This window comes from Paraburkholderia sp. EG286B (genome assembly GCF_040965655.1).
GTDB lineage: Bacteria > Pseudomonadota > Gammaproteobacteria > Burkholderiales > Burkholderiaceae > Paraburkholderia.
The window spans coordinates 330,694-347,407 of sequence record NZ_JBFRCF010000006.1; the positions used below are offsets into that span (position 1 = coordinate 330,694).

11 protein-coding genes are annotated in these 16,714 nt (G+C 64.6%); 6 read left to right on the plus strand and 5 right to left on the minus strand.

What is annotated here, in order from left to right; translation table 11 throughout:
* Positions 1 to 3: 3 nt before the first annotated feature.
* Complete coding sequence (gene truB, locus AB4Y42_RS15640) at positions 4 to 1,002, plus strand: tRNA pseudouridine(55) synthase TruB (protein ID WP_368694672.1); 999 nt, start codon at positions 4 to 6, stop codon at positions 1,000 to 1,002.
* Positions 1,003 to 1,119: 117 nt separating this feature from the next.
* Here the strand turns inward: truB and AB4Y42_RS15645 are convergent, their stop codons facing one another.
* The 4 genes from AB4Y42_RS15645 to AB4Y42_RS15660 form a co-directional block, all read right to left on the minus strand.
* Positions 1,120 to 2,688, minus strand: a complete 1,569-nt coding sequence (locus AB4Y42_RS15645; RefSeq protein WP_368694673.1) for a DHA2 family efflux MFS transporter permease subunit — start codon at positions 2,686 to 2,688, stop codon at positions 1,120 to 1,122.
* A gap of 107 nt (positions 2,689 to 2,795) precedes the next feature.
* Complete coding sequence (locus tag AB4Y42_RS15650; protein ID WP_368686439.1) at positions 2,796 to 4,076, minus strand: EmrA/EmrK family multidrug efflux transporter periplasmic adaptor subunit; 1,281 nt, start codon at positions 4,074 to 4,076, stop codon at positions 2,796 to 2,798.
* A gap of 77 nt (positions 4,077 to 4,153) precedes the next feature.
* Positions 4,154 to 5,755 (minus strand): efflux transporter outer membrane subunit, encoded by a 1,602-nt coding sequence (locus tag AB4Y42_RS15655; protein ID WP_368686438.1) that lies wholly within the window; start codon positions 5,753 to 5,755, stop codon positions 4,154 to 4,156.
* Positions 5,756 to 5,844: 89 nt separating this feature from the next.
* On the minus strand, positions 5,845 to 6,348 hold the full coding sequence (locus AB4Y42_RS15660; protein ID WP_028204820.1) for a MarR family winged helix-turn-helix transcriptional regulator: 504 nt from the start codon (positions 6,346 to 6,348) through the stop codon (positions 5,845 to 5,847).
* Positions 6,349 to 6,758: 410 nt separating this feature from the next.
* Here AB4Y42_RS15660 and typA point away from each other — a divergent pair, with 410 nt between their 5' ends.
* From typA to zapE, 5 genes are all read left to right on the plus strand, one after another.
* A complete protein-coding gene (typA, locus tag AB4Y42_RS15665) occupies positions 6,759 to 8,585 on the plus strand; it encodes a translational GTPase TypA (RefSeq protein ID WP_342920648.1) in 1,827 nt (608 codons plus the stop codon).
* 338 nt (positions 8,586 to 8,923) lie between these two features.
* Positions 8,924 to 11,788, plus strand: a complete 2,865-nt coding sequence (locus AB4Y42_RS15670; protein ID WP_368686437.1) for a 2-oxoglutarate dehydrogenase E1 component — start codon at positions 8,924 to 8,926, stop codon at positions 11,786 to 11,788.
* Positions 11,789 to 11,893: 105 nt separating this feature from the next.
* Positions 11,894 to 13,165 (plus strand): 2-oxoglutarate dehydrogenase complex dihydrolipoyllysine-residue succinyltransferase, encoded by a 1,272-nt coding sequence (gene odhB / locus AB4Y42_RS15675; RefSeq protein WP_342920646.1) that lies wholly within the window; start codon positions 11,894 to 11,896, stop codon positions 13,163 to 13,165.
* A gap of 156 nt (positions 13,166 to 13,321) precedes the next feature.
* The gene (gene lpdA, locus AB4Y42_RS15680; RefSeq protein ID WP_368686436.1) at positions 13,322 to 14,752 is read left to right on the plus strand and encodes a dihydrolipoyl dehydrogenase; all 1,431 of its coding nucleotides are present in this window, start codon (positions 13,322 to 13,324) and stop codon (positions 14,750 to 14,752) included.
* 116 nt (positions 14,753 to 14,868) lie between these two features.
* Entirely contained in the window at positions 14,869 to 15,966 is a 1,098-nt protein-coding gene (gene zapE / locus AB4Y42_RS15685; protein WP_368686435.1) for a cell division protein ZapE, read from the plus strand.
* A gap of 195 nt (positions 15,967 to 16,161) precedes the next feature.
* Here zapE and AB4Y42_RS15690 read toward each other — a convergent pair whose 3' ends face one another.
* A complete protein-coding gene (locus AB4Y42_RS15690) occupies positions 16,162 to 16,626 on the minus strand; it encodes a DUF2147 domain-containing protein (RefSeq protein ID WP_342920643.1) in 465 nt (154 codons plus the stop codon).
* Positions 16,627 to 16,714 lie beyond the last annotated feature (88 nt).

The window sequence follows — 16,714 nt, forward strand, 5'->3', positions numbered from 1 at the left end:
GCAATGACTGCATCATCGAAACAGAATCTTGGCGGGCAGCGATCTGACGCGGCGCGGCCTGACGCGGCCCGACCCAAAGTTCCGCGCCGTCTGCTCGACGGCGTGCTGCTGCTCGACAAGCCCATTGGCCTTTCGAGCAATGACGCGTTGATTCGTGCGAAGCGCCTGTACCGCGTGAAGAAGGCCGGCCACACCGGCACGCTCGACCCGCTCGCGTCGGGTCTGCTGCCGCTGTGCTTTGGCGAGGCGACCAAGTTCTCGCAGGATCTGCTCGAAGCCGACAAGACCTATGAGGCGACCATGCGCCTCGGCATTCGCACGGCCACCGGCGACGCCGAAGGCGAGGCGATCGAAACGCGCGAGGTGACCTGCGACGAAGCTGCCGTCCGTGAGGCGATGACGCGCTTTCTCGGCGACATCGTGCAGGTGCCGCCGATGTATTCGGCGCTCAAGCGCGACGGCAAGCCGCTCTACGAATATGCGCGGGCGGGCCAGACGGTCGAGCGCGAAGGGCGCGAGGTGAAGATCCTTGCGCTGGAGATGATCGCCTGCGCACTTCCCGAGGTTCCCGAGGTGACGTTTCGCGTGACGTGCAGCAAGGGCACGTACGTCCGCACGCTGGCCGAAGACATCGGCGAGGCGCTCGGCTGCGGCGCGCATCTCGTGATGCTGCGGCGCACGGGTGTGGGCGCGCTCACGCTCGAGCATGCGGTGACGCTCGACGCGCTCACTGCCGCCGACGAGCCCGAGCGCGATACCTGGCTGCGCCCCGTCGATGCGCTGCTCTCCACGTTCCCCGCCGTGACGCTCGACGCGGAGGCGGCGCGGCGCTTCACGCATGGCCAGCGCTTGCCGCTGAACGAGCTGGTGCTCGACCGCGCGGTCTGCGAAGCGGCTGAGCGCGTGCGCGTGTATGCAGAAGATGGGCGCCTGCTCGGCGTCGCCAAGGCCGCGAACGGCGTACTTGCGCCGGAGCGGCTGGTGGTCAGCGGCGCAGCCTGAGCACACTCGCATCGCGCGCGGAGCGCACAAACAAACGCACCAACAAAAACGGCACGCCGGTGAACAACCGGACGTGCCGTTTTGCTATCGACAGTCGCAAGGGCTAACGCATCGACCTCAATGCGCAGCCGAAGCCGCCGCACCCGCGTCCGCGCCACCGGCGCGCTCGGGCCGCGTGATCCAGATGAGCGCGATCAGCACGATGAAGATCATCGAGGAAATCCAGAACAGATCGTTCACGCCGAGCTGCGCGGCCTGCTGCGAGAGCATCCGGTCGAAGAGGCCATGCGCCTGCGCAGTGTCCATGCCGAGGCCGTGCTGGAACTGCTGCATCGACTGGTTGAACACCGGGTTGCCCGGCGTCGCCACGTCGGTCAGGCGTGCGTGGTGGAACGTCGTGCGGTGATCCCACGCGGTTTCGAAGATCGACGTGCCGATGCCGCCGCACATGATCCGCACGAAGTTGGATAGGCCCGATGCTGCGGGAATGCGATGGCCCGGCAAGCCGGAAAGCGTGATCGACACGAGCGGAATAAAGAGGCCCGCCATGCCGATGCCCTGAATCAGCGTCGGCAGCGTGAGCGCCCAGGTGTCCACGCCGGTCGTGTATTGAGAGCGCATCCAGAAGCACAGCGCAAACACGAGGAACGCGGTCGTGGCGATATAGCGCGGGTCGGTGCGCGGCAGGATCTTGCCCGTGATCGGCGAGAGCATGACCGCGAAGAAGCCCACGGGCGCCATCACGAGGCCCGCGTCCGTTGCGGTGTAGCCGAGCGTGGTTTGCAGCCACAGCGGCAGCAGCACGAGATTGCCGAAATACAGCCCGTACCCCACCGAAAGCGCGATCGTGCCGCCCGTGAAATTGCGTCGCGCGAACAGCGACAGGTCAACCACCGGGTGATCCGCGGTCAGCTCCCACACCACGAAGAACGCGAAGGCGATCACGGCGGTGAGCGCGAGCACGACGACCGTGGTGGACGAGAACCAGTCGAGGTCCTTGCCCTTGTCGAGCATCACCTGCAGCGAGCCGACCCAGATGATGAGGAGTGCCAGGCCCACGCCGTCGATCGGCGCCTTCTTGATGACCGAATCGCGGTTGCGGAAGATCGCCCACGTGGCGAGCGCCGCGACGATGCCAACGGGGATGTTCACGTAGAAGATCCACGGCCACGAGATGTTGTCGGAGATCCAGCCGCCGAGAATCGGGCCGGCCACTGGCGCGATCAGCGTGGTCATCGACCACATCGAGAGCGCCATGGGCGCCTTCGCGCGCGGATAGCTCGCGAGCAGCAGCGTTTGCGAAAGCGGGATCATCGGGCCGGCCACGGCGCCTTGCAGCACGCGCGAGGCGAGCAGGAAGGGTAGCGTGGGCGCGAGGCCGCACATCCACGACGAGATCACGAACAGGATGATCGACGCCATGAACAGGCGCACCTGGCCGAAACGCTGTGTGAGCCAGCCGGTGAGCGGCACGGAGATCGCGTTGGCCACCGCGAACGAGGTGATGACCCACGTGCCCTGGTCCGACGACACGCCGAGGTCGCCCGAGATCGACGGGATCGACACGTTCGCGATCGAGGTGTCGAGCACGTTCATGAACACCGCGAGCGACACCGCGATGGTGCCGATCACGAGCTGCGCGCCCTGCAGCGGCGGATGCGCGACGGGTTGTTGTGCTGCTGCCATTGCGTCCTTTCTTGTTGACCGGTTGGAGGCCGCGCGAAACAAAGCGGCGCGGGCTGAGGATCAGCCCGCGCCGGCGTTTGCGAGTGCTTGCATCAGGGCTTCTTCAATCAGCCTTTTGCGCCCGGCTTCGCCGCGTGAGCGGACGACATCTGCGCCTTCGCGGCTGCGTTGCTGCTCGCGCCGCTGGCGTTATTGCTGGCACTGGCTGCCTTGTGCGCATTCGGACCGGCGTTTTCGGCGATGATGCGCGCGATTTCCGCATCGGCTTCCGCGCCGTACTTGGCGAACACATCGGTCTCGTAGACGGTGTTCTGCGCATTGCCGAGCTGCGTGCCCGCGTCGTTGCGGATGTTCACGTCCACCTGCATCGACAGGCCGATACGCAGCGGGTGCTTCAGCAGGTCTTCCGGATCGAGCGAGATACGCACCGGCAGACGCTGCACCACCTTGATCCAGTTGCCCGTCGCGTTCTGCGCGGGCAGCAGCGAGAAGGCCGAGCCCGTGCCCGCCGAGAAGCCCACCACCTTGCCGTGATAGACGACGGACGAGCCATACACGTCGGCCGTCATCTCGACCGGCTGGCCGATGCGCATGTGCTTGAGCTGCACTTCCTTGAAGTTGGCGTCGACCCACAGCGAGTTCAGCGGCACCACCGACATGAGCGGATTGCCCGGCGAGACGCGCTGGCCGACCTGCACCGAGCGCTTGGCGACGTAGCCGGTCACCGGCGCGGGCAGCGTGTTGCGCGCGTTCGCGAGATAGGCGTCGCGCACCTTGGCGGCGGCGGCCTCGACGTTCGGGTGATTGGCGATGGTCGTGTTGGCGGTCAGCGCGCGGTTCGCCGCGAGCTGCTGCTGGGCGGCTTCGAGCGCGGCTTCGGCGCTGCGCACGGCGTCGCGGGCGTGCGAGATCTCTTCCTGCGAGACCGCGCCCGTCTGTGCGACTTGCATGCGGCGGCGCAGGTCGTCCTGCGCACGCGAGAGGTCGGACTGGCGCTGCGCGACTTGCGCTTCGTACTGGCTGTCGTCGGCGAAGAGGCCGCGCACCTGGCGCACCGTCTGCGCGAGCTGCGCTTCGGTTTGCTCGAGCGTGACGCGCGCGTCGGCCGGGTCGAGCAGCACGAGCGGGTCGCCGACGTTCACGGTTTGCGTGTCGTCCGCCTTCAGTGCGATCACCGTGCCGGTGACCTGCGGCGTGATCTGCACGACGTTGCCGTTCACGTAGGCGTCGTCCGTGCTTTCGGTGAAGCGCGCGACGAGGAAGTAGTAAAGGCCGTAGGCAACGGCTGCAATCACGATCACGAGGACAAGCAGCGTCATCATGCGCTTGCGCTTGCCGCTGTTCGCGTTCGGCTGCGGATTGGCCGCCGGCTGCTGGGGGGTGCTCATGGAAGGATCTCCGGATGCTTGCGTGCTGTTCGTTCAGTTTTTAATGTGCGTGTGCTGCTCGGCGCTCGGTTCGACACTCAGTTCGACACGGGCGCGGCGTTGGCCGCATTCGCCGCGGCCGCCGCGTTCTGCGGCGAGCGCGTACCGCGCCACGGTGCGCCGTTTACGTCGCTCTGGCCGCGTGCTTCGCTGCCGACTTCGGCGGGCGGCGTGAGCCCCGCGCCTTGCGCTTCGAAGCCGCCGCCAAGCGACTTGATGAGCGCCATCTGCTGGTCGCGGCGCTGCGCCTTTAGGTTCGACACCGTCTGCTCCGCGGCGAGGCGGTTCTGGTCGGCGGTGAGCACCTGGAGCTGCTCGGAGAGCCCCGCCTTGTAGCGGATCACGGCGAGCTGCCAGGCCTTCGTCGATGCGTCGAGCGCGCGATCGGCGTCCACCAGTTGCCGGTCGGCCGAGCGGATCGTCGACACGTTGGTCGCCACGTCCTGGAACGCGCCGATGAGCGTCTGGTTGTAGTTCGCCACATCGAGCTCGAAGTCGGCGTAGCGGCCCTTGAGTTGCGCGCGCAACGCGCCCGCATCGAAGAGCGGCAAATGCACGGCCGGGCCGATGTTCATCTGGCGGCTCGTGAAGTTCAGGAATTTGCCCCAGCCGAACGCGTCGAAGCCGAAGCCGGCCGCGAGGTTCACGTCGGGATAGAACTCGGCCTTGGCTTCCTTCACGTCGTGCATCGCGGCTTCCACCTGCCAGCGCGCGGCGACGATGTCGGGGCGGCGCGCGAGCAGGTCGGCGGGCAGATTGTCGGGCAGGGCGACGTTGGCGACCGGGTTGAGCACCGGCTTTGCGATCTGCAGGCCGCGGTCGGGGCCCTTGCCGAGCAGCGCGCCGAGCTGATAGCGCACGGATTCGATCTGGCCGTCGATCTGCGAGAGGTTCGCCTGGCTCGTCGCGATGTTGCCGTTCGCGGTCTGCTTTTCGACGTTGGTGTCGAGGCCCGCCACCACGCGGCCGTTGGTGATCGTGCCGATGGTCTTGCGGTTGTCGATCTCGTGCACCGCGATGTCGCGCAGCTCGTAGAGCTGGGCGAGCTGGTTGTACGTGCGCGCAACCGAAGAGGCGAGCGTGATGCGCGCCTGCTGCATGTCGGCTTCCGCGGCACGCTGCGAGGACACGGCTTGCGCGAGGCGCTGACGGTTCTTGCCCCAGAGGTCCAGATCCCACGAGGCGCTCGCGAGCACGTTGTTCTCGCTATACCAGGTGCCGCCATACGGGGGCGGGAAGAGGGCGTTGGCCGAGTACAGCTCGCGGGTCCACGAGTAGCTCAGGTTGGCCTTCGGAAACAGCGCCGAGCGCGAGGTTTCGATATACGACGACGCCTTCGCGAGGCGCGCCTGCGCCTGAGCGATGGTCGGGCTGCCTTCGAGCGCCTCGTCGATCAGCTTGGGCAGCTGCGGATCGCCGAACTGGTTCGCCCAGTCGAGCGTTGGCCATTGGCCGCCTTGCGCCGGAATGCTCTGCGAGCTTTCGAACTGCTGCGGCTGATCGATGGTCTTGTCGCTCTTGATGCCGATGTAGTTCGCGCAACCCGCAAGGGCGAGCGCCGCGACCGCGGCGGCGACCGCCGCCCGGCAGGACAGTGCCCGCACGGCCGGAACTGGCGCAAACTCGGTTTGGGATTTCATTGCTCGTCTCGATGCGTGAGAGTGTGTGGTGATACTGGACGATGCAGCTATTTTTTTGTTCGGCGCTTTCAAATTTGCTTGCCCCGTCATCAATTCTCGGACGGATTCGGGTTCGAACTCTGGCTAGCTTCGCAGCTATTCGAAAGAATCCGCCGCAACATGCTCTTCAGGAAGCCGACTTCCTCGGGCGTGAATCCGGCCGACAGATGCTCCGTGACGCTGCGGAAAATCGCCGGCATGCGCGCGGCGATGGCAAGGCCCTCGGGCGTGAGCGCGAGGCGTACCGCGCGGCGGTCTTCGGAACTGCGCACGCGCTTCAGGAGGCCGCGCTTCTCCAGCCGGTCGACGAGCCGCGTGACGGCGCTCGCGTCGATGCCGTACTCGCGCGCGAGTTCGGCCGCGAGCGTGCATTTGCCCGTCGCGACCATGAAGAGGATGCTGGCCTGCTGGCTCGTGACGCCGAGTTCGGCGACGGCACGCTGGGTGACCATGTTCGACATCGTCGATTTCACCCGCGAGATCAGGTAGCCGACGCTTTCGCCGAGGTCATAGTCGCGGACTTCGGGCGGGGGCGTGGGAGTCGGATCCGTCATGATTCTGCTGCGAATGCAATGGTTGACCAGGCAGGGATTATAGGGGCGGTTAGTTGACGCGGCAAGGTTTATTCTGCCTTTGCCGAGAAACCTTTGCAGAGTAGGGGCTTAGTCCGGCCCCATGAGAGTGAGAGAATGCGGCGTGAACGGCGCGCCGCGGCGCCCGTCGAATCTTTACCCGCGTTGCGCGGTTGCGACGCCGGCCGCCCCGATCCAGGGCGCTCCCTGATATGCGCGAGATCAATTCATCTGCGCGTGCTACAATTTCAGGTTCCCAAAAGTGCGTCATCGCAGCGATGCTGAATTGACCCGCCGGCAGTAGTCCGGGGCGGATCGAAGCGGCGGCCGCGCGCCCTCGCAGGGCCTGCCAGCAGGGCATGCGCGGCGCACTCAACTGTACCCAGGTTCCTATGTCCCGCGCTCTTCGCAACATCGCCATCATTGCCCACGTCGACCACGGCAAGACCACGCTCGTCGACCAACTGCTGCGCCAGTCCGGCACCTTCCGCGACAACCAGCAGGTCGCCGAACGCGTCATGGACTCGAACGACATCGAAAAAGAGCGCGGGATCACGATTCTCTCGAAGAACTGCGCGGTCGAGTACGAAGGCACCCACATCAACATCGTCGACACCCCGGGCCACGCCGACTTCGGCGGCGAAGTGGAACGCGTGCTGTCGATGGTCGACTCGGTGCTGCTGCTCGTCGACGCCGTCGAAGGCCCGATGCCGCAAACGCGCTTCGTCACGAAGAAGGCCCTCGCGCTCGGCCTGAAGCCGATCGTCGTCGTCAACAAGATCGACCGTCCGGGCGCCCGTATCGACTGGGTGATCAACCAGACCTTCGACCTGTTCGACAAGCTCGGCGCGACCGAAGAGCAGCTCGACTTCCCGGTGGTCTATGCTTCGGGCCTGAACGGCTACGCTTCGCTGTCGCCGGACGCGCGCGAAGGCGACATGCGCCCGCTGTTCGAAGCCGTGCTCGAGCACGTGCCGGTTCGCGACGCCGATCCGGAAGGCCCGCTGCAGCTGCAGATCACCTCGCTCGACTACTCGACCTACGTCGGCCGTATCGGCGTGGGCCGTATCAAGCGTGGCCGCATCAAGCCGGGTCAGCCGGTGGCGCTGCGCTTCGGCCCGGAAGGCGAGGTGATGAACCGCAAGATCAACCAGGTGCTGTCGTTCAGCGGCCTCGAGCGCGTGCAGGTCGAATCGGCTGAAGCCGGCGACATCGTCCTGATCAACGGCATCGAAGACATCGGCATCGGCGCGACGATCTGCGCGGTCGACACCCCCGAAGCCCTGCCGATGATCACGGTGGACGAGCCGACCCTCACGATGAACTTCCTCGTGAACTCGTCGCCGCTCGCCGGCCGCGAAGGCAAGTTCGTGACGAGCCGCCAGATCCGCGACCGTCTCACGAAGGAACTGAACCACAACGTCGCGCTGCGCGTGAAGGACACCGGCGACGAAACCACGTTCGAAGTGTCGGGCCGTGGCGAGCTGCACCTCACGATCCTGATCGAAAACATGCGCCGCGAAGGCTACGAGCTCGCCGTGTCGCGTCCGCGCGTGGTGCTGCACGAAGTCGACGGCGTGAAGCAGGAGCCGTACGAAATGCTGACCGTGGACGTCGAAGACGGCCACCAGGGCGGCGTGATGGAAGAACTGGGCCGCCGCAAGGGTGAAATGCTCGACATGGCTTCGGACGGCCGCGGCCGCACGCGTCTCGAGTACCGTATTCCGGCGCGTGGCCTGATCGGCTTCCAGGGCGAGTTCATGACGCTCACGCGCGGTACGGGCCTGATGAGCCACGTGTTCGACGCGTACGGTCCGATCAAGGAAGGCTCGCTCGGCGAGCGCCGCAACGGCGTGCTGATCTCGCAGGACGACGGCGCCGCTGTCGCCTACGCACTGTGGAAGCTGCAGGACCGCGGCCGCATGTTCGTGAAGCCGGGCGACGCGCTGTACGAAGGCATGATCATCGGCATCCACAGCCGCGACAACGACCTCGTCGTCAACCCGATCAAGGGCAAGCAGCTCACCAACGTGCGCGCCTCGGGCACCGACGAAGCCGTGCGTCTCGTGCCGCCGATCCAGATGTCGCTCGAGTACGCCGTCGAATTCATCGACGACGACGAACTCGTGGAAGTCACGCCGCAGTCGATCCGTCTGCGCAAGCGTCACCTCAAAGAGCACGAGCGTCGCCGCGCGAGCCGCGAAGGCGCTGCCGAGTAATTTGCATTTTTAGCGCTTTTTTTGCACTGCAATGCACAAAGACTCACAGAAAAGCCGCCGCTTTACGGGCGGCTTTTTTGCGTCTGGCGGGGATTGCATTGCGGTGCGGGAAGAGTGCGTTGCGAATGCCGCAAGGGCCCGTGTAAACAGGGTTCCCGCGTGGTGTTCGGTCGCATTGCATCCTGTGGCGAGATGCGCATATGCGCTATACTCCGCGGATGCATGATTTAGGTCCTTCCAAGCAGACTTGATTCGCAATCCGCTAAACGGTCAGGCCGTGGCGCGGAAGGTTGAGTAACCCGCTATTTCTCGAGAAACTCGAAGAAAGGTGAGCGTAAATGTCGGAAACGATGAAGCAATTCCAGCTGAACTCCTATTTGTTCGGCGGCAATGCTCCGTATGTCGAAGAGCTATACGAAGCATATCTTGATAACCCTGCGTCCGTTCCGGACAACTGGCGTGAGTACTTCGACGCACTGCAAAACGTGCCGTCGTCGAGTGGCACGGCAGACAACGACATCGCCCACGGGCCGATCGTCGAATCCTTCGCTCAACGCGCGAAGGCCAATGCATTTGTTCCGCGCGGCGGCGGCGAAGATCTCGCCACGGCACGCAAGCAAGTCTACGTTCAGTCCCTGATTGGCGCTTATCGATTCCTCGGCTCGCAATGGGCCAATCTCGATCCGCTCAAGCGTCGCGAACGTCCGAACATCCCCGAACTCGAGCCTGCGTTCTACGACTTCACCGAAGCCGACATGGACCAGACGTTCAGCGCCACGAACCTGTACTTCGGCTTCGAGCGCGCGACGCTGCGCGAGATCGTCAAGGCGCTGCGCGATACGTACTGCGGTACGATCGGCGCCGAGTACATGTACATCAGCGATCCTGAACAGAAGCGCTGGTGGAAGGAGCGTCTCGAGTCGATCCGCTCGACGCCCAGCTTCACGGCTGAAAAAAAGAAGCACATCCTGCAGCGCCTGACGGCCTCCGAAGGCCTCGAGCGCTTCCTGCACACCAAGTACGTCGGCCAGAAGCGCTTCTCGCTCGAAGGCGGCGAGTCCTTCATCGCCGCGATGGACGAAGTCGTTCGTCACGCGGGTGCGAAGGGCGTGCAGGAAATCGTCATCGGCATGGCTCACCGCGGCCGTCTGAACGTGCTGGTCAATACGCTCGGCAAGATGCCGGCTGACCTGTTCGCCGAATTCGAAGGCAAGCACGTCGACGACCTGCCGGCAGGCGACGTGAAGTACCACAAGGGCTTCTCGTCGGACGTCGCGACCGAAGGCGGTCCGGTCCATCTGTCGCTCGCGTTCAACCCGTCGCACCTCGAAATCGTCAACCCGGTGGTCGAGGGTTCGGCGAAGGCCCGTATGGATCGCCGCGGCGATGCAGACGGCCTGCAGGTGCTGCCGGTGCAGATCCACGGCGACGCGGCCTTCGCAGGCCAGGGCGTCGTGATGGAAACGCTGAACCTCGCGCAAACGCGCGGTTACGGCACGCACGGCACGCTGCACATCGTCATCAACAACCAGATCGGCTTCACGACCTCGGACCCGCGCGACGCGCGTTCGACGCTCTACTGTACCGACGTGGTCAAGATGATCGAAGCGCCGGTGCTGCACGTGAACGGCGACGATCCGGAAGCGGTCGTGCTGGCGATCCAGCTCGCGGTCGATTTCCGCACGCAGTTCCACAAGGATGTCGTGGTCGACATCATCTGCTTCCGTAAGCTCGGCCACAACGAGCAGGACACCCCGGCGGTCACGCAGCCGCTCATGTACAAGACGATCGCGAAGCACCCGGGCACCCGTGCGCTTTACGCCGAGAAGCTCGTGCAGCAAGGCGTGATCACGGCTGAAGACGCAGACAACTACGTCAAGGCCTACCGCGCCGCGATGGACGAAGGCCACCACACGGTCGACCCCGTGCTCTCGAACTACAAGAGCAAGTACGCGGTGGACTGGGTGCCGTTCCTGAACCGCAAGTGGACCGACGCTGCCGACACGGCCGTGCCGCTCGCCGAACTCAAGCGTCTGGCCGAGCGCATCACCACGGTCCCCGAGAACTTCAAGGTTCACCCGCTGGTCGAGCGCGTCATCAACGACCGCCGCGCGATGGGCAAGGGCGAAGCGAAGCTCGACTGGGGCATGGGCGAGCACCTCGCGTTCGCGTCGCTGGTCGCTTCGGGCTACGCCGTTCGCCTGACGGGCCAGGACTCGGGCCGCGGCACGTTCACGCACCGCCACGCCGTTCTGCACGACCAGAACCGCGAGCGCTGGGACGACGGCACGTACGTGCCGCTGCAGAACATCGGCGAGAACCAGGCGCAGTTCACGGTGATCGACTCGGTGCTCTCGGAAGAGGCAGTGCTGGGCTTCGAATACGGCTACTCGACCGCCGAGCCGAACACGCTCGTCGCGTGGGAAGGCCAGTTCGGCGACTTCGTCAACGGTGCGCAGGTCGTGATCGACCAGTTCATCTCGTCGGGCGAAGTGAAGTGGGGCCGCGTTTCGGGTCTCACGATGCTGCTGCCGCACGGCTACGAAGGTCAGGGTCCGGAGCACTCGTCGGCGCGTATCGAGCGTTTCCTGCAGCTGTGCGCCGAGCACAACATGCAGGTCGTCCAGCCGACCACGCCGGCCCAGATCTTCCACGTGCTGCGCCGCCAGATGATCCGCCTGTTCCGCAAGCCGCTCATCATCTTCACGCCGAAGTCGCTGCTGCGTCACAAGGAAGCCGTGTCGGACCTGTCCGAACTCGCGAAGGGCTCGTTTCAGCCGGTCATCGGCGAAGTGGACGAAGCCATCGACGCGAAGAAGGTCAAGCGCGTGGTCGCCTGCTCGGGCCGCGTGTACTTCGACCTCGTCGCGCACCGCCGCGAATCGAAGGCGAACGACGTCGCGATCATCCGTATCGAACAGCTCTATCCGTTTGCTCACAAGCAGTTCGAAGCCGAGCTGAAGAAGTACGACAACGCGACCGAAGTGGTCTGGGTGCAGGACGAGCCGCAGAATCAGGGCCCGTGGTTCTACATCGAGCACCACCTGAAGGAAGGCATGAAGGAAGGCATGAAGCTCGCGTACAGCGGCCGTCCTGCTTCCGCATCGCCGGCTGTTGGCTACTACGCGAAGCACTACGAGCAGCAGAAGGCGCTGATCGAAGGTGCATTCGGCCGCCTGAAGGGCGCGCAGGTCGCGAAGTAAGCACTAGAGCAAATCGAACCGGGAAGGCGTGCTGAACGACGCGCGCTTTCCCGCGCTCAAGTGCGCGACCCGGTTCGTACCCAGATACGTATTCAGGAAAATCACATGGCTATCGTAGAAGTCAAAGTCCCGCAGTTTTCGGAGTCGGTGTCGGAAGGCACGATGCTGCAGTGGAAGAAGAAGCCGGGCGAAGCTATCGCCCAGGACGAAGTTGTCATCGAGATCGAAACCGACAAGGTCGTGCTCGAAGTGCCCGCGCCGGCTGCCGGCGTGCTGGCCGAGATCCTCATCGGCGACGGCGCTACCGTCACCAGCGAACAGGTGATCGCAAAGATCGACACGGAAGCCAAGGCTGGCGCCGTTGCGGCTCCCGCAGCCGCTGCTGCTCCGGCTGCCGCCGCGGCTCCTGCCGCTGCACCGGCTGCCGCTGCCGCCGCAACGACGGCGAGCAGCACGATCGCCTCGCCAGCAGCGAACAAGCTGATGGCCGAGAAGGGTCTGTCGGGCGGCGACGTCGCCGGCACGGGCCGCGACGGCCGCATCACGAAGCAGGACGTGCTGGGCGCAGGCGCGCCGAAGGCCGCTCCCGCCGCCGCACCGGCTGCGAAGCCGGCTGCCGCCAAGCCGTCGCTGCCGCAAGTCAACGCGCCGGCATCGGCTGCGAGCTGGCTCAACGACCGTCCGGAACAGCGCGTGCCGATGTCGCGTCTGCGCGCGCGTATCGCCGAGCGTCTGCTCGAGTCGCAGCAAACCAACGCCATCCTCACGACGTTCAACGAAGTGAACATGGCGCCGGTCATGGATCTGCGCAACAAGTACAAGGACAAGTTCGAGAAGGAACACGGCGTGAAGCTCGGCTTCATGTCGTTCTTCGTGAAGGCTGCGGTGCACGCCCTCAAGAAGTTCCCGCTCGTCAACGCCTCGATCGACGGCAACGACATCGTCTACCACGGCTACTTCGACATCGGTATCGCGGTCGGCTCGCCGCGCGGTCTGGTGGTGCCCATCCTGCGCAACGCAGACCAGATGAGCCTCGCCGACATCGAGAAGAAGATCGCCGAATTCGGCCAGAAGGCCAAGGACGGCAAGCTTTCGATCGAGGAAATGACGGGTGGTACGTTCTCGATCTCGAACGGCGGCGTGTTCGGCTCGATGCTCTCGACCCCGATCATCAACCCGCCGCAGTCGGCGATCCTCGGCGTGCACGCCACGAAGGAGCGCGCTGTGGTGGAGAACGGCCAGATCGTGATCCGTCCGATGAACTACCTCGCGATGTCGTACGACCACCGCATCATCGACGGCCGCGAAGCCGTCCTGTCGCTGGTCGCGATGAAGGACGCGCTGGAAGATCCGGCTCGTTTGCTGCTCGACCTGTAATTGCATGACGCGCGACGGCAGCGTGCGGCTTGAAACCGGGCGCCGCCGTCGCGACGCGATGTCAACTTAGGCAGCAAGTCTCTCGCATTTCCGCAGTATTGAAGCCACGCGCGCCGCGAAACGCGGCCGCGCTGGCTCGCCATCCAAAGGATAGTCATGTCCAAAGAATTTGACGTCGTCGTGATCGGCGCCGGCCCCGGCGGCTATATCGCGGCGATCCGCGCCGCGCAGCTCGGCAAATCGGTTGCGTGTATCGAAAAGTGGAAGAACCCGGCCGGCGCGCTGAAGCTCGGCGGCACCTGCCTGAACGTCGGCTGCATTCCGTCGAAGGCGCTGCTCGCCTCGTCGGAAGAGTTCGAAAACGCCCAGCATCACCTCGTCGACCACGGCATCAGCGTGGGCGACGTGAAGATCGACGTCGCGAAGATGATCGCCCGCAAGGAAAGCATCGTCGAGAAGATGACGAAGGGTATCGAGTTCCTGTTCCGCAAGAACAAGATCACGTGGCTCAAGGGCCACGGCAAGTTCACCGGCAAGAACGAAGCCGGCGTGCAGATCGAAGTGAGCGGCGAAGGCGAAACCGAAGTCGTCACGGCGAAGAACGTGATCATCGCGACGGGCTCGAAGGCGCGCCATCTGCCGGGCATTCCGGTCGACAACAAGATCATCTCCGACAACGAAGGCGCGCTCACGTTCGACAGCGTGCCGAAGAAGCTGGCCGTGATCGGCGCAGGCGTGATCGGTCTGGAGCTGGGTTCGGTGTGGCGCCGTCTCGGTGCCGACGTCACGATCCTCGAAGCGCTGCCGGAATTCCTCGGCGCGACTGACCAGGCGCTCGCGAAGGAAGCGGCGAAGCTCTTCAAGAAGCAGGGTCTCGACATTCACGTCGGCGTGAAGGTCGGCGAAGTGACGACGACCGACAAGAGCGTCACGATCAACTACACGGACAAGGACGGCAACGCGCAGAAGCTCGAAGCCGACCGCCTGATCGTGTCGGTTGGCCGCGTGCCGAACACCGACAACCTCGGTCTCGAAGCGATCGGCCTGAAGGCCAACGAGCGTGGCTTCATCGACGTGAACGACCACTGCGCAACGTCGGTGCCGAACGTGTACGCGATCGGCGACGTGGTGCGTGGCCCGATGCTCGCGCACAAGGCCGAAGACGAAGGCGTGCTGGTGGCCGAGATCATCGACGGCCAGAAGCCGCACATCGACTACAACTGCATTCCGTGGGTGATCTACACCGAGCCGGAAATCGCATGGGTCGGCAAGACGGAGCAGCAGCTCAAGGCAGAAGGCCGCGACATCAAGACGGGCCAGTTCCCGTTCATGGCGAACGGCCGCGCACTGGGCATCAACAAGGCGGACGGCTTCGTGAAGATGATCGCCGACGCCAGGACCGACGAGCTGCTCGGCGTGCACATCATCTCGGCCAACGCATCGGACCTGATCGCGGAAGCCGTGGTGGCGATGGAATTCAAGGCTGCCGCCGAAGACATCGGCCGCATCTGCCATCCGCACCCGTCGCTGTCCGAAGTCATGCGCGAAGCTGCACTCGCCACTGACAAGCGCGCGCTCAACATGTAAGCGCGAAGGGCAGGGCGGCCGACTTTTCTGGCCGCGCTGCCCCGCAGTACCCAGCATTACGTACGGAGGCGGGTGGGCTTTTGCTCTCCCGCCTTTCCTCATTTGCGGCCCGGAAAATGAACGTCACCGAATACTACGAAAACGAACTGCAGAAGCGGGGATACAAGCCCGATACGGCGCAACGCGTCGCGATCGACCGGCTGCAGCGGTGCTACGACGAGTGGGTCGCCTACAAGTCGCGACGTTCGAACGCCTTCAAGAAGTTTCTCATTCACCCGGACCTGCCGCGCGGCGTGTACATGTGGGGCGGGGTCGGGCGCGGCAAGAGTTTCCTGATGGACAGCTTCTATGCGGTCGTGCCGCTGCAGCGCAAGACGCGTCTGCACTTTCACGAATTCATGCGCGAGGTGCACCGCGAGCTCGAAGAGCTCAAGGGCCAGGCCGATCCGCTCGACGAACTCGCGCGCCGCATTGCAAGGCGTTATCGCCTGATCTGCTTCGATGAATTCCACGTCTCGGACATCGCCGACGCGATGATCCTCTACCGTCTGCTCGACCGTCTCTTCGAGAACGGCGTGCAGTTCGTGATGACGTCCAACTACGATCCCGATCTGCTCTATCCCGATGGCCTGCATCGCGACCGCATGCTGCCTGCGATCGAGCTGATCAAGAGCAAGCTCGACGTGCTCAACGTCGATGCGGGCATCGACTATCGCCAGCGCACGCTCGCGCAGGTCGAGGTCTATCACACGCCGCTCGGCGCCGCCGCCGACAAGGCGTTGCGCCACTCGTTCGCGGAGCTGGCCGCCGTCCCCGACGAAAGCCCGCTGCTGCGCATCGAAAAGCGCGAACTGAAGGCGCTGCGCAAGGCGGACGGCGTGGTGTGGTTCGATTTCGCGACGCTGTGCGGCGGTCCGCGCTCGCAGAACGACTATCTGGAGCTGGCGAGCCGCTTTCACGCCGTGATCCTCTCCGACGTGCCGCAAATGACGCCTCGTATGCAGTCCGAAGCACGCCGCTTCACCTGGCTCATCGACGTGTTCTACGACCACAAGGTCAAGCTGCTGATGTCGGCCGCGGTGCCGCCCGAGGAACTCTACGTGGAAGGCCCGATGGCCAACGAGTTCACGCGCACGGTGTCGCGCATCGTCGAAATGCAGTCGAAGGAATATCTCGAAACGCCGCGCCGCATCGTCGATACGGCCCTGACCTGAGCGTACGGCGTCCGCGCCGCACCTGCGGGCTGTGGGCGCATCTGCGGCGACACACCCATGTCGAGCTGGCGCCACGCCGGTGCCGAGCCAGTCTCAAAATAGCGCGGCGGCACCATTTTCAAGATTCGGACTCGTCTGATATGGGCGACGGGGGCGAGTGGACCGGTCCTCAGGTCGATCCGCTCACGCATCCACTTACTGCTGACGCACCCACGTCTGCGAGCGGCCGAGCAGCGAAATGCCCATATAGCCGCGCACGACGAGTTTCTGGCCGCCGTCTTCCGTATGCATCTTGCAGCGGTACAGCTTGCCGTTCTCAGGGTCGAGAATGTGGCCGCCGTCATAACCCTCGCCGGTCTTCTTCATGCTGTCGATGATCGTCATGCCGAGGATCGGCTGATCCTTGCGCGAGTCGGTGCAGGCCGTGCAGCGCCGGTCGGGCTGGTCATTCGCGCCCAGTCCCTTGATGACCTTGCCGCTCAGATCGCCGTTGGCGTCGGCGCTGATCTGCACGAGCGCTTTCGGCTGGCCGGTGTGATCGTCGATGGTCTGCCAGACGCCGACGGGCGTGTCGGTTTGAGCGTGTGCGGCGAGGGCGCCGCACAGCAGGGCACTCGCAAGCGCGACATGGCGCGCCGCGCGTCCGATGACTCGGTTCATGTCTTCCTCCACTGATGTTGTTTGTCGTGTCGATGCCGACCCTGCGTCGCGCCTGGCACGCCGCAAGGTCAGGGCAGGATACTGGAAA

What these genes read in the sequence shown, in the direction of transcription:
- AB4Y42_RS15645 (WP_368694673.1), bottom strand. Translation starts at nt 2,688, where the DNA reads ATGGCAGCAGCACAACAACCCGTCGCGCATCCGCCGCTGCAGGGCGCG.
- truB (WP_368694672.1), top strand. Translation starts at nt 4, where the DNA reads ATGACTGCATCATCGAAACAGAATCTTGGCGGGCAGCGATCTGACGCG.
- odhB (WP_342920646.1), top strand. Translation starts at nt 11,894, where the DNA reads ATGGCTATCGTAGAAGTCAAAGTCCCGCAGTTTTCGGAGTCGGTGTCG.
- AB4Y42_RS15650 (WP_368686439.1), bottom strand. Translation starts at nt 4,076, where the DNA reads ATGAGCACCCCCCAGCAGCCGGCGGCCAATCCGCAGCCGAACGCGAAC.
- lpdA (WP_368686436.1), top strand. Translation starts at nt 13,322, where the DNA reads ATGTCCAAAGAATTTGACGTCGTCGTGATCGGCGCCGGCCCCGGCGGC.
- AB4Y42_RS15670 (WP_368686437.1), top strand. Translation starts at nt 8,924, where the DNA reads ATGTCGGAAACGATGAAGCAATTCCAGCTGAACTCCTATTTGTTCGGC.
- AB4Y42_RS15660 (WP_028204820.1), bottom strand. Translation starts at nt 6,348, where the DNA reads ATGACGGATCCGACTCCCACGCCCCCGCCCGAAGTCCGCGACTATGAC.
- AB4Y42_RS15690 (WP_342920643.1), bottom strand. Translation starts at nt 16,626, where the DNA reads ATGAACCGAGTCATCGGACGCGCGGCGCGCCATGTCGCGCTTGCGAGT.
- AB4Y42_RS15655 (WP_368686438.1), bottom strand. Translation starts at nt 5,755, where the DNA reads ATGAAATCCCAAACCGAGTTTGCGCCAGTTCCGGCCGTGCGGGCACTG.
- typA (WP_342920648.1), top strand. Translation starts at nt 6,759, where the DNA reads ATGTCCCGCGCTCTTCGCAACATCGCCATCATTGCCCACGTCGACCAC.
- zapE (WP_368686435.1), top strand. Translation starts at nt 14,869, where the DNA reads ATGAACGTCACCGAATACTACGAAAACGAACTGCAGAAGCGGGGATAC.